Source organism: Ensifer canadensis (assembly GCF_017488845.2).
GTDB lineage: Bacteria > Pseudomonadota > Alphaproteobacteria > Rhizobiales > Rhizobiaceae > Ensifer > Ensifer canadensis.
Window position 1 is genome coordinate 1 of record NZ_CP083374.1, and the last position, 12,556, is coordinate 12,556.

The window sequence follows — 12,556 nt, forward strand, 5'->3', positions numbered from 1 at the left end:
ATGGGGATATCGCGGCATACGCAGACGGTATTAACGGCCCGCAGGCCGGACTCAGCACAGTTTTCTACCCCAACGTTCTGGAATTTGTTCACACCCAAACTCGTCACCGTGCTTCGCGAGGGGTATGGCTGGTCGCAATTTCGCAGCGACGCGGTCGCCGGGCTTACGGTGGCGATCGTGGCCTTGCCGCTTTCCATGGCGATTGCCATTGCTTCGGGCGTCTCCCCCGAACGCGGCCTCTTCACCGCGATTGTCGGCGGCTTCCTGATATCCGCTCTCGGCGGCAGCCGTTTCCAAATCGGTGGACCAGCAGGCGCCTTCATCGTGCTCGTAGCGGCGACTGTGCACAGCCACGGGCTGGATGGCCTGCTTCTGGCGACGACGCTGTCGGGTGTCTTCATGCTGACCGCCGGCTATATGCGGCTCGGCACCTATATCAAATTTATCCCCTATCCGGTGACCATCGGGTTTACCGCCGGTATCGCCGTCATCATCTTCGCCAGCCAGATCAAAGAACTGTTCGGGCTGAGATTGTCGGGCGCGGAACCCGGTGAACTTTTGGCGAAGCTGGCCGCACTGACCGCCGCAGCGCCCACGTTCAATTTTTCAACGCTTGCCGTGGCAATACTGACGATCAGCACCATCCTCGCCCTGAAACGTTTACGGCCGGGCTGGCCAGGCATGCTGCTCGCCGTCGCCGCCGCTTCGCTCGTCGCGGCAGTCTTCTCCTTGCCCGTGGACACTATTGGAACTCGCTTCGGTGGCATTCCGCGCGGCCTACCGCTGCCGTCAATTCCCGCGATGAGCAACGAACTTTTACTTGCCGTTTTGCCGAATGCTGTTGCCTTCGCCTTGCTCGGTTCAATCGAGTCGCTGCTTTCGGCCGTCGTTGCCGATGGCATGACAGGACGACGTCACCGTTCCAATTGCGAACTTGTAGCGCAGGGTTTGGCCAATATAGCCTCAGCGCTGTTTGGCGGCATCTGTGCGACCGGCACAATCGCGCGCACAGCGACCAATGTCCGAGCCGGCGCACATGGCCCCATCTCTGGGATGCTACATGCCTCGTTCCTCCTCGGCTTTATGCTAATTGCCGCGCCGCTCGCGAGCTACGTCCCGCTCTCTGCACTTGCCGGTTTGCTCACCGTCGTCGCCTGGAACATGATCGAGACGCAATCAGTGGTCGCGCTGATCCGCTCCTCGCGGGGTGATGCACTGGTGCTGCTCGTCACTTTCCTGCTTGTGGTCTTCCGCGACCTGACAGAGGGCATCGTCGTGGGTTTCGCGCTCGGAGCAGTACTCTTCATCGACCGTATGTCGAAGACGATCGCCGTCGAAGCTCACACTCTTCCACTGCTAGACGACACCGCCGACGAGGCAAATGGCGGGCGCGAGGCTTATCACGCGGAAGTCGCCAGCGATCCGGACACGGTTATTTACCGCATTTCCGGCGCATTCTTCTTCGCCGCTGCCACGACGGTCGGCGCAATCCTCGACCGCATCGCCGACCAGCGGCGAAACTTCATCCTCGATTGCTCGGCAGTTTCCTTTCTCGATTCTACTGCTGCCAGTGTCATTGAAGGCGCGGTGCACAAAGCTGGGCGTGCCAGAGTGCGCTTCTTCATCACGGGCGCCTCTCCGCAGGCTCGCCGCATGCTGTTTGCGCACAATGTGCGTCCCCCTCGCGTGCGGTACAAAGCCACGATTGAAGGGGCGCTAAGGCAAATCGAGAAGGAAGATAAACCCGGCGGAACATAACAACTGTACGATTGTCGGGCTCGACACGTTCATTGCCGGTGAGACGAGTTTCAGCCTCGTCGGCTATCATGCCGGCATGCGCGCCGCCCACCGGCTGGCTTGGCCAGCGGTTCAAGTTCACTGCAAATGCACCGGATTGATCTGCCTTGCCCGTTGGACGAAGGCCGCAACAACGTCTTCGTTGGCGCGGGAATCGAGATAGCCGCAATGCCCGCGATCCAGCGCTTCGACGGTCTTCATGAGCTTCCTTGCCGAGGGCGATCGCCGCGATATTGAAGGCATTGGAGCCGAACGGAGCCAAGATGAGCGAGCCGAAGCCCGTCACGGCCACAATGGGATTGGCGCTCGTCTTGAACCCATCGTTCCGCGAGACCAGCATTCCAGGCATATGTTGGCCGGTCAGCGTAATCAGGAACAGCGGCAGCGCGACCGAGATCAGCGCATTCAGCGAGAACTCCGGCAAGGTGAAGACGGGAGCGGCGAATTCCAGCTTCAGGCCGGATAGATCGACGCGACCTTGCGTGAGCAGGCAGGCAAGCCCGAGCACCCAGAATGCCGACCACCGCATAACGGGCGGAGAAGCGACATATAGGCCAGTTAGAGATGCGACAGTCCCGCCTCTTGGGACGTGAGCGGGTGGTTCATCTGGCCACCCTCAATGAAAGCTTCGGCGCAAATTCGTTGGCCGCCAACGTATGGGAAACAGTTTTCCGATAAATCAATCGTCCTAGGACGGGCCGCTGGATGATGTCCCTCCGGCATCTGGAGAGGACGAATGCACAAAGACAAGATCCGCCAGGCCCTCATCGAGCTTCTGTATCGCAACTCCTATGGCGTGGTGATCTCCAACATCGTCATTTCTGGCGCTGCCGTGTACGTCCTTCGCAATGCCGTATCGGGGAGTTGGCTCGCCGGATGGGTTGGCGCTCTCTATCTGCTCATTATCTTGCGTGTGCTCGCCTCCCGCCGTTTTTTCAGCCGCCCAAGGGATTCCCGGTCCATCATGCGATGGGCCTGGCTCGCTGCAGCATTTACCTGGGCGTCCGGTCTGCTGTGGGGCACGCTCGGCTGGGTCGGCTTCCTTCCGGATGCGCCCATCGTCCTTTCGTTCACGGTTATCGTTCTGACCGGCCTCGTCTGCGGCACGGTGCCGTCTCTTTCAGCCTTTCCGCCCGCGCTCATCGGCTCAATTCTTGTGACGGTCCTGCCGATCGCCGTCCGCTGCATTCTGACGGACAGCGATATTTCCGGCGCTTTCCTGTTCCTGCTCGCCTCCCTTGTGGCAATCAACTTCTACTACTGTCGCATCACCTACCGGATGTTGCGTGAAACCGTCAGCCTGCGACTGGAAAACGAAAGCCTCGTCGGTCACCTGCAAGAGGAACGTGATCGGGCACAGGCAGCAGACCGCGCCAAGACTCGATTTCTGGCAGCCGCCAGCCACGACCTGCGCCAGCCGATCCATGCGTTGAGCCTGCTTGTTTCCACACTGGCAGTATTGGGGCAGCGCGGAAACGTCGCCTCAGGCGATGCTCGCGATCTGGCAACGAGGGCGAAATCCGCCGTCAGCAATCTCGGCGGACTGCTGAATGCGCTGCTCGATATCTCCCGACTTGACGCCGGCATCGTGACGATCGCAAACGAGACAGTGTCGTTGCGCGACCTCTTTCGCGATCTTCGCGACGAGTTCGCCGCAGAAGCAAACCAGCGCGGCCTTGACTGGCGGATCGTCAACAGCGACTTGCTGATCGACAGCGACCCGATGATGCTCCGACGGATCCTCAACAACCTGTTGTCGAACGCGTTCCGCTATACCAAAGCGGGCGGCGTCCTCCTTGGCTGCCGCAGGCGCGGCAATTCGGTCGAAATCCAGGTCCTGGATACGGGCTCCGGCATTCCTGCCGATCAGCAAACGATGGTCTTCGAGGAATTCATGCAGTTGCAGAATCCGGCAAGGGACCGCACACAGGGTCTGGGCTTGGGTCTTGCCATCGTTCGGCGCACGGCCGAGCTGCTGCAACATCCCTTAAGATTGGTTTCCGTGCCCGGGCGCGGCTCGATGTTCTCGATTACAGTTCCGAGGGCTCGCTCGGTAGGATCTCCCCTGCAATCCGGCCGGCCATCTCCCGCGGCCGGCATCACGGCCGGTATCATACTGGTGGAGGACGAGAAGGAGGTGGCCGACGCCATGGTTCGGCTTCTGACCCTGGAGGGGCATCGGATCTATGCCGGCCGGTCTGCTGAGGAGGTGCTGAGAGTCCATTCCGAAGCCCTGGTGGCAGGCAGCGCGCCGGTCGATCTTATCGTTGCCGATTACCGCCTGCAGCATGGCGCCACAGGTCTGGACGCGATCCAGGCCCTTTGCGACCACATCGGCCGCCGCGTTCCGGCCATCATCGTTACCGGTGATACCTCGCCATCGCGCCTCAAGGAAGTTAGCGCCAGTCGTGCTCGTATTCTGCACAAGCCCATTACCGGAGAGGAACTGCGCGAAGCGATCCATGCCGCCTTGGAGGACTTCGAGCCGGAACCCCGCGGATAACCAGGGTATTGAGCGCACCAGGCGTCGGCAGCAATGTTGCCAGAGTCTCGTTGGCGCGGCTGGGCCGGCTCGCCACAGCGGGTTCAAAATAGCGACGGCGGGGGACCGGGAATACTAGCGCCGGCAAGTCTTCCCGCTTGATCGAGGGGTCGGGCCAGCCTCGCGGCACCCGGCACCCTCACACACCCGGTCTGACCAGCGACCGCGCGTAATCGCCAAGAACCGCACCGCGCCGATGTTTTCGACCGTGCGGATGGAGGCTGTCTGACGGCCAAAGCAAGCGGCAAAAAGACCGGCAAGGCTCTCGCCGCTTTTTCCACGCTAAGGGTAAATGGCGGGTTTGGGAGATCACGCCCGCGTGTCACTCCGGGAGCCCCGCCTTGCGGTAGCCATCGACGAAATGCGCAAGCGTCGCAGCGTCGCGGAATGGCTCGGTCGTCGCCCAGTGGTGGATTGTGAAACTCGGATTGCCAACCAGGAAGAGTTCGACCTCTGTGCGTGCCTCGTCGAGCCGGCCCAGCTGAGCAAGGCTTGCCGCCAGGAAACGGCGCGAGCTTGTACGGTACGTCTCGTCCCTGCGCAGCGTCTCGACAGCGGCTTCGTACTCGCCAGCCGCGTATTGGGCCTGGCCGAGCGTCAGATAGTACCAACTCGCCGGAAACGGGTTCAGCCGGAACGCCTTGCGAATGTGCTCAAGCCCCTCCTCCACCCGTCCGGCCAGGACCGCGACATCGGAGAGTGCCGCCCAACTGTCGGCCTCGTTCGGGTCGAGTTCGATCGCCGTGGCAAATTCCCGATCGGCTTCGGCGAAGCTGCGCTCATAGGCAAGCAGGTAAGCCAACACCCAGCGGCAGCCAGCATCGTTGGGATCGAGCGCGACGGCTTTGCGCGCCATTTCCAACGCTATGCCACGGCTAGCTTCGGTGGGTCCGCCCGAATGCACCCACCCCATCCAGTGGTTCATGGCAAGCCAGCGATAGGCCTCGGCATAATCAGGATCGAGCGAAACTGCGCGCGTGAGCATCAGATGCGCTTCCTGCGCCGACTGCGGCGTGTCATCCATCAGCTTACGCGCCCGCACGCAGAGATCGTAAGCCTCGATATTGTTGGGTCGGTTGCGCGACGGCGGTGCGCGCAGCCGGCCGAGCAAGGCTTCCACGATCTTGCCGGTGACCTCGTCCTGAACGGCAAAGATATCTTCCAGGCTGCGATCGAAGCGTTCCGCCCATAGGTGTTCGCCACTCACCGCATCGACCAGCTGGGCGTTGATGCGCACATGCTCGCCGGCGCGACGAGCGCTGCCCTCCAGCAGGTAACGCACGCCAAGATCCTCAGCGATCCCGCGCACGTCCATCGCCCTCCCCTTGTAGGCAAAGGCCGAATTGCGTGCGATGACAAAAAGGCCGGAGATCCTGGACAGGTCAGTGATCAGATCTTCGGTCAACCCATCCGCGAAGGATTCCTGTTCGGGGTCGTTGCTGATATTCACGAAGGGCAGCACGGCTATCGATGGTTTGCCGGGCAGCGGCAAAGGTTTTCGCATCGCGCCGCTCAGCTGCTCGATGGCCCTGGTGAAGCGGTAGCCGACGCGCGGAACCGTCGAGATCCATTCACCGCCGTCGGCGGCGGGACCAAGCAGCTTGCGCAGCTGCGCGATCTGGACGGTGAGATTGCCTTCCTCGACAGCCGTGCCCGGCCACGCCGCATCCATCAACTCGGTTTTTCCAAGAATTTCGCCGGGTCGTCCGACGAGTGCTGCAAGCAGCTTTAGCCCGCGGTGGCCAACGGCAACGGGATCACCGTTCCGAAGGAGCGTTCCAGCATCCGGATCAAGCACGAATGGACCAAAAGCAAAGCGCGATCCCTGCATACGGCGCATCTATAGTCCGTTTGGAAGTTTTTGAGAACTATTTGGGAGGCCTTAATTACGACGCCGTTTGTATCCGGCAGACTCCATCCTCTTTCAGGTCGAGGGCCGCTGGCCGCTCAAACCATATGGAGGTTGCCATGAACGATATTCCCACCTCTGCGTCGACCCTGCTTCAGGCAGCGTGGCCGGCAATGCCCGTGGAACCGGCGGAGGTGTCGCGCCGACACTACAGCCTGGCGACCTTGCGAAGCATCATCGCTACCTGGGGTGAGCGGATACGCTTTCGCTGGGAACTTGAGCAAAAGTTGAAGGAAGATCCTCATTTGATCGATGACATCGGTCTGACGAGACAGCAGTTCGAGGCAGAGATCGCCAAGTCCTTCTGGCAAGTATCAAACCCCTTATAAGGCGAATGCTTCATGACTGCCGAAAGCACGACAATATCGCGCGAGGATCGGATCCCATGGGCCGCGATGGCAGGCATCATCGCGACCGTCACGGTGTTCGCCGTGGCACAGGGGCTAACCTATCCGCTGCTCAGCTTCATTCTGGAGCGGCAGGGAATGACATCAGGCGTGATCGGCCTGTCGGCGGCGATGACGCCGCTCGGTTTCATTGTATCCGCGCCTTTCATTCCCGCGTTGACCCGGCGGGTGGGCGCGCCACGGCTTGCGATCCTGTGTTCGATGCTGGCCGCGCTCACCCTGATCGCGATTGGCTGGACACAGGAAGTATGGGCCTGGATGCCACTGCGCTTCCTGCTCGGCTTTTTCGCCAATCCGCTTTACGTGATCAGCGAAACCTGGCTGCTCGCGATCACGCCCGCGCCACGCCGGGGCCGCATCATGGGCCTCTATTCATCGATCGTGTCGGCTGGCTTCGCCATCGGCCCCCTGTCGCTCGGGCTGGTTGGCACGCAGGGCTGGCCGCCCTTCATGATCGGCATCGTCGCCTTCCTTCTCTGCGGCCTAATCGTGCTAGCGGTCGTGCCGCGCCTGCCCGACATGCCGCATGAGGGTGAGGCAACATCGGTCGGCGGCTTCTTCGCACTGGCACCGCTCCTATTGTTCGCGGTTTTCACTGCCGCTGCTTTCGAGCAGACCCTGCTTTCCTTGTTTGCTGTCTACGGAGCAGCGCTCTGCAGCGCGGAAGAGCGCATTGCTTCGCTCATCACCTGCTTCATCGTAGGCAATGCCGTGTCGCAGATTTTGCTCGGGCGCGTCGCAGAGCAGTTTGGCTCGAGACGGACGATGCTGGTCTGTGCTCTGGCTTCGCTGGCTGGCTGCCTGCTGCTGCCGTGGTTCTTCAACTCGTGGCTCATCTGGCCGCTCGTTTTCGTCTGCGGCGGGGTCTCGTTCGGGATCTACACCATGTCGCTGATCCAACTCGGCGAGCGTTTCGCCGGTCAAGCCTTGATCGCCGGCAACGCTGCCTTCGCGATCCTATGGGGTACAGGCGGCATCGTGGGCTCGCCCGTCACAGGACTGGCGATGCAACTGATCGGACATCAGGGATTGCCATTGTCCCTTGGCCTGCTGTGCTGTGTCCTGGCCCTGCTCCTGATGGCGGAGAGACGACGGGGTTGATCCGGGCACTTGCCTCATGCCGCGCCGACGATGAGAAGCCGGGTTCCACCAATAGGGAGTCAGCATGATCGCCGCCTGGTATATCCCATTGACATATCCACGGCCAACGACCTATATGGGGATATACTTAAGCCATATCCCAAGAGGTGATCGATGGACCAGGGCTCCGTATTTCAAAGCAATCGCAGCCAGGCGATCCGTCTACCGAAGGCCGTGGCGCTACCCGACGATGTCAAGAGAGTCGATGTCGTGGCGGTCGGAAGGACTCGAATAATAACCCCGGCCGGGGAAGCTTGGGACAGTTGGTTCAACGGCGAACGGGCGAGCGCCGACTTCATGGCGGATCGTGATCAGCCCGAGCAGCAAGAGCGCGAGACGTTCTGATGCTCAAATACATGCTCGATACCAACATCTGCATCTTCACGATCAAGAATCGTCCAGAGCCTGTTCGCGAGGCTTTCAACCGCCACCAGGGGCAGCTCTGCATCAGTTCGATCACTCTTATGGAACTGATTTTCGGCGCTGAAAAATCGGCAATGCCGGAGCGAAATCTCAACGTCGTTGAAGGATTTGCGGCAAGGCTCGACGTACTGCACTTTGATCGCTTGGCGGCAGCACACACTGGCCAACTCCGGGCCGAGCTGGCCAGGGCCGGCAAGCCAATCGGACCTTACGATCAATTGATTGCTGGCCATGCCCGCTCACAGGGACTGATCCTGGTCACCAACAATGGACGGGAATTCGAAAGAGTGCCTGGCTTGCGTCTTGAGGACTGGGCGACCACCTGACAATGGAAGGCATGCCCGATTGCCAGGGGCGCGAAAGCCTGGCCGGAGGAAGGAACAAACTTGCAGGATAAGCGTTCTGCGGCGAAACGGAGGCAACGCAGATGCAAGGTATCAATTGGGATCACCCCGTCAGGGTCGGTCCAGAAGGTGAGCGGTGTATCAACGGGCCAGAGGATGCGCTGCAGTATCTAAGTGAATGGCCGCAAGGCGGATGGTTCTACGAACGGGCCAGAAATCGCTGCCACGCCGCGCTGGAGCGCGGGGAGAGCCTTGGGCTGTCGCGCAAGGCCTTCATTGGCGCGGCCATCGAATGTTCATTCCCGATTGCGGAGGACGAGATATCCTCGTGAGTTGCCGGCCAGCAACCTGATTTCACGATCGGGGCGGTTCTCCACAGCCCGTGAATTTCGCACGAAATTACAAGCTCCTAAGCCTGCCGGCATTCGTGGATAACCAGTGCATCACTTGAGGGTTGCTTCGCCTGCTCCACCGCCGTTTTTCCAGTGGCATGAAATCCATCTAGGGTGCACAAGCTCCGGCGTTCCGGGCGGTTAGTGTAGCAACTATCAAAGAGGCCGCGCCCTGCTGCCGCAGGCGCGGCCTCCACGCTTTTCAGGACGACATTTTGCGGAACTGTTGAGGTTTGACTGGGCGACGCCAACTTTCACATCAACGACGTGAATCGGTTCGCCCCAACCGATTCAAAACTCTCATTGGACGCGGATTCTCCGACGCGCGATGCTGCGTTCATGACCCAGCAGTGCTCCAACCTCTACTTTCAACGGATAGATCCCAGCCGAAACATGGCGCGCTACTATGCGCTTTCGATCCAGCCGACGCTCTTTGGCGAAATCTCCCTTATCCGCGCCTGGGGACGCATCGGTACGCTCGGCCAGGAGATGAGCCATCACTTCGCATCCGAGGCCGATGCCATTGCGATCCTTCTCCAAATCGCCCGCAGAAAGAGGGCGAAAGGCTATGTTGCCAAGGCAATCTGTGGAAAATCACCTGAGGAGGCGGGAGTTGTTGCGCAAGACCGATGACATTGGCGCCATTCGGGCAAAGTATCCTTTCGTCAAAAACGAGGAGGAACAACCTTTGACCACCACAACTGAAATCGCAGAAAAGATCGCCGGCGAGCATGGCCTGACGAAGGCTCAAAGCAAAGCCGTCGTTGAATCCGTGCTTGCAGCCATCTCCGCCGCTTCGGTCTCCGGCAACGAAACCTCCCTGCCCGGCTTCGGCAAGTTCAAGGTCAAGGCCACGCCTGAGCGTGAAGCCCGCAATCCGGCAACCGGAGCGACGATCAAGGTCGCGGCAGCAAGGAAGGTGTCCTTCGTACCGGCAAAGGCTCTGAAGGACGCACTCAACAAGTAACGTCGCAGCTTTTGGCCCCGCCTGCTGGCGGGGCCACTGAACTCGCTTGGGCTCTGCGTCCAGGCAAAAGCAGAACCCGATGCCATGGGGGTTCTCAGCCGCACGCGTTTAAGCGCCACCGCCGCTGCGCACCATCGTCAAACGCAGTGAAGACGTCCGGCCGGACCGCCTTACCCGTCGAACCGGCCGTTCGAGATGTCCTCGGCCGACGTCACGGAAACCGCGACGCTGACGCCCTTGATCACCGTGCCTCCAGCCCTTTGGAGATCAACGACGGTCTGAAGGGCGCCTTTGACCGGCACCGTCATCGGCTCGACGGTCCCTGCCTCCAGGTCAATAATATAAAGTCCCTCTTCGCCGGCGAAACCTAAGATCGCAAGTTTTGCCATGCACATTCCCCCCCGCTCGGTTGAATTTCTAGAAGCCTGCCTTCTTGAGACCTTCACGATAGATGTCTTTGTGCCATTTTTCCTTAATCGGCACGATCGACAACCAGTTTTCGACATCAAAGTCGGGATGGGTTTCTCGGACTCTGGTAACGAATACATGTGCTTTGTCGCGGTGGCCGAGCATGGCCCAGCTCGCGGCCGCCAACCGGTCGGCGAGGCTGCCATCTGCCATTCTATCGATGTAGCCAATCGCCGCCTCGAAACGGCCGAGACCGTAGCAGGCGCCCGCCGCCGTCCACAGGTAGGAATCTGGGCTTATGGGATTGAGTTCGATGGCGCGCTCGATGGTCCGACACGCGGTATCCAGACGCGAACAGTGGGCCAAGGCGTCGGCGTGGTCGGCAATGATATCCGCGTAATGTGGGCTTAGCGTCTCGGCCAGTTGCAAAGTCTCGACACTTTCGTCGAGAGCACCCTGCAGCAGCTTTGCCACCCCAAGCTCGCGGTAGCCATCCGCCATGTCGCTGCTTGTCTCAATGGCCTGCAAGGCATAGGCCTCAGCCGACTTCAGCAAAACCGCCTCGCCTCGCGCCGTCAGAAGCCACTCCTCCGAATAGGTTCGTGCAAGCGAGCTGAGCGCCGGCGCGAAGTTGGCGCTTTCCTGCAAAACCGCTTTCATCTCCTTTCGGGCACGACGCAGGTTTGGCAGCGTCAAGCGGTCGAAAAACCGCCGTCCAAGCAGATAGCGGTGATACGCGGCCGGGTTCCGATCGAAATTGGAGCGCGTGATCCTGTGGCGCTCGATTTCGCTCGCGACCGAAAGTGCCAGGCGCCCGGATATGTCACGCCTGTTTTGCGCGAAACGCGCGCCATCAAGGCTGAGGCGCTCCGCCCAGACAATCTCGCTCGTGGGAAGAAACACGAGCTGTGTGAACAAGGAAAGCGCCTCGTCCACACCGCTCAACCGTGTCTCGAGCACATAGGTCAGGCCATGATGCTCAAGCATCGCGAGCTGGTCTTCAGTTTTGCGGCTTATCTGCAGGGCGGAGTAAGGTGCCAGCACCTGAACGCTATTCAGCACACAGAAGCCAATGGTGATGTCCTCCAGAAGCGAGGCCACAATCATCGCTGCGGCGGGTTCGCGGCTGTAGTTGCTGGGCGGGAGCAACGCCAGGCGCGGCAGGCTAGGCCTTGAATGTTCCGTCAGTTCAGCGGGATTGATGATCTCGACATTTGCCGCCCGCGCCGCGATCTTGGCTGGCGGGAACGATTGTTTCTCCTTCATCCAGGATGCGAGCATCTCGTTTCGCCGTTCAAACGTGCGCTTGAGAAGCTCAACCTCTCCCTGCACTTCGTAGGCCTGCAGCAGAAATTTGGGTGCGATCTGGTCGTTTGAGCCCGTGAGAAAGACGAGAAGCGCGGCCTGTTGGACGACGGCACGCTGGTCAGCTGTGTTGGCCAGAGATGCCATCAGCCGCATGGCATGATCGAGAGCTATCAGCTGACGCTCTCGCTGCTGCGCTAGCCAGTGGTCAAACAAAGAATTTTGAAGGTCGATTTTATCCAGAAAAGCCGATCGAAGCCGATCAACAAGCACCTTGAGTTCATCGAACGAGCCTTCAGGCTCGGCCATCCCAAACAACGAAACATCGCAGGTGATCGAGGATGACTTGAGCTCGATCCCATGGTTCGAAAAAACAAGAAAATGCACATTGAGCTCGGATTGACGACCTCTGATCCGCGAGATCAACCTGCGAAGATTGGTGAAAGCGACCGATGGCGTTCCCCTGCCCCAAAGCAGCTCCGCAACCTCCATTCTCGTGGCGGTCCGACGGCCTGTGGAAAAAAGGTAGGCGAGGATCACAAGCGCCTTTGCGGGGAACGGGATGGCGTGCCCATGCTCATCGAGCAACTCCAGACCGCCAAATGTCCGCAGGCGGAAGATCGTCGACTGTGGTTCGCCGCCTGAATCCAATCGCTCGACCTCTATCAGATTTCCACACGATCCTAAGTTGAAGTAGGCGGAAAATCATGCCGAAGTCAACTTACAGTATCAGAGTGCAACGGCGAACTCTCAAAGTCTCAAAGCTTCGCACATTTGTCCCAATCAATAGTGCAGCACCACGTCACAATCAGCGCAATGGGGAGCGGGTCTGATGCGTCAACACAGCGAACAAGTTCAAAGCAGCGTGGCTGAGAAGCGCCGGACCGGCCGCCTTGATAGATCTAAGAATTTGACATCGGGA

Annotated in this window: 12 protein-coding genes and 1 pseudogene; 9 read left to right on the forward strand and 4 right to left on the reverse strand. The window is 60.0% G+C overall.

All coding sequences use genetic code 11. From position 1 onward, the window contains the following. Positions 1-1,758, forward strand: coding sequence for a SulP family inorganic anion transporter (locus J3R84_RS33485; RefSeq protein ID WP_203529868.1), 1,758 nt, complete (start codon positions 1-3; stop codon positions 1,756-1,758). A 200-nt stretch (positions 1,759-1,958) separates the two neighbouring features. Here the strand turns inward: J3R84_RS33485 and J3R84_RS33490 are convergent. Beyond that, positions 1,959-2,342, reverse strand: a pseudogene (locus tag J3R84_RS33490) (benzoate/H(+) symporter BenE family transporter); the annotation flags it as partial. Positions 2,343-2,533: 191 nt separating this feature from the next. Here J3R84_RS33490 and J3R84_RS33495 point away from each other — a divergent pair. After that, positions 2,534-4,300, forward strand: a complete 1,767-nt coding sequence (locus J3R84_RS33495) for an ATP-binding response regulator (protein ID WP_203529867.1) — start codon at positions 2,534-2,536, stop codon at positions 4,298-4,300. Positions 4,301-4,661: 361 nt separating this feature from the next. Here J3R84_RS33495 and J3R84_RS33500 read toward each other — a convergent pair whose 3' ends face one another. Continuing rightward, on the reverse strand, positions 4,662-6,170 hold the full coding sequence (locus J3R84_RS33500; RefSeq protein ID WP_113569695.1) for a winged helix-turn-helix domain-containing tetratricopeptide repeat protein: 1,509 nt from the start codon (positions 6,168-6,170) through the stop codon (positions 4,662-4,664). A gap of 137 nt (positions 6,171-6,307) precedes the next feature. Here J3R84_RS33500 and J3R84_RS33505 point away from each other — a divergent pair, with 137 nt between their 5' ends. The 7 genes from J3R84_RS33505 to J3R84_RS33535 all read left to right on the forward strand — a co-directional run bounded on the left by J3R84_RS33505 (position 6,308) and on the right by J3R84_RS33535 (position 9,921). Further along, positions 6,308-6,577 (forward strand): DUF1127 domain-containing protein, encoded by a 270-nt coding sequence (locus J3R84_RS33505; protein ID WP_371412320.1) that lies wholly within the window; start codon positions 6,308-6,310, stop codon positions 6,575-6,577. A gap of 12 nt (positions 6,578-6,589) precedes the next feature. After that, positions 6,590-7,756 (forward strand): MFS transporter, encoded by a 1,167-nt coding sequence (locus J3R84_RS33510; RefSeq protein WP_203529866.1) that lies wholly within the window; start codon positions 6,590-6,592, stop codon positions 7,754-7,756. Between the two features lie 153 nt (positions 7,757-7,909). Further along, complete coding sequence (gene vapB / locus J3R84_RS33515; RefSeq protein WP_025431366.1) at positions 7,910-8,140, forward strand: type II toxin-antitoxin system VapB family antitoxin; 231 nt, start codon at positions 7,910-7,912, stop codon at positions 8,138-8,140. Further along, a complete protein-coding gene (gene vapC / locus J3R84_RS33520; RefSeq protein ID WP_057217370.1) occupies positions 8,140-8,544 on the forward strand; it encodes a type II toxin-antitoxin system tRNA(fMet)-specific endonuclease VapC in 405 nt (134 codons plus the stop codon). The genes vapB and vapC overlap by 1 nt, the downstream gene beginning before the upstream one ends. A gap of 101 nt (positions 8,545-8,645) precedes the next feature. Further along, positions 8,646-8,894 (forward strand): DUF982 domain-containing protein, encoded by a 249-nt coding sequence (locus J3R84_RS33525; protein ID WP_025431368.1) that lies wholly within the window; start codon positions 8,646-8,648, stop codon positions 8,892-8,894. Positions 8,895-9,293: 399 nt separating this feature from the next. Further along, complete coding sequence (locus J3R84_RS33530; RefSeq protein ID WP_057207789.1) at positions 9,294-9,587, forward strand: WGR domain-containing protein; 294 nt, start codon at positions 9,294-9,296, stop codon at positions 9,585-9,587. A gap of 55 nt (positions 9,588-9,642) precedes the next feature. Then, positions 9,643-9,921 (forward strand): HU family DNA-binding protein, encoded by a 279-nt coding sequence (locus J3R84_RS33535; protein ID WP_025431370.1) that lies wholly within the window; start codon positions 9,643-9,645, stop codon positions 9,919-9,921. A 170-nt stretch (positions 9,922-10,091) separates the two neighbouring features. Here the strand turns inward: J3R84_RS33535 and J3R84_RS33540 are convergent, their stop codons facing one another. Further along, on the reverse strand, positions 10,092-10,310 hold the full coding sequence (locus tag J3R84_RS33540) for a hypothetical protein (protein ID WP_203529865.1): 219 nt from the start codon (positions 10,308-10,310) through the stop codon (positions 10,092-10,094). A 28-nt stretch (positions 10,311-10,338) separates the two neighbouring features. Then, a complete protein-coding gene (locus tag J3R84_RS33545; protein ID WP_207207720.1) occupies positions 10,339-12,285 on the reverse strand; it encodes an AfsR/SARP family transcriptional regulator in 1,947 nt (648 codons plus the stop codon). Positions 12,286-12,556 lie beyond the last annotated feature (271 nt).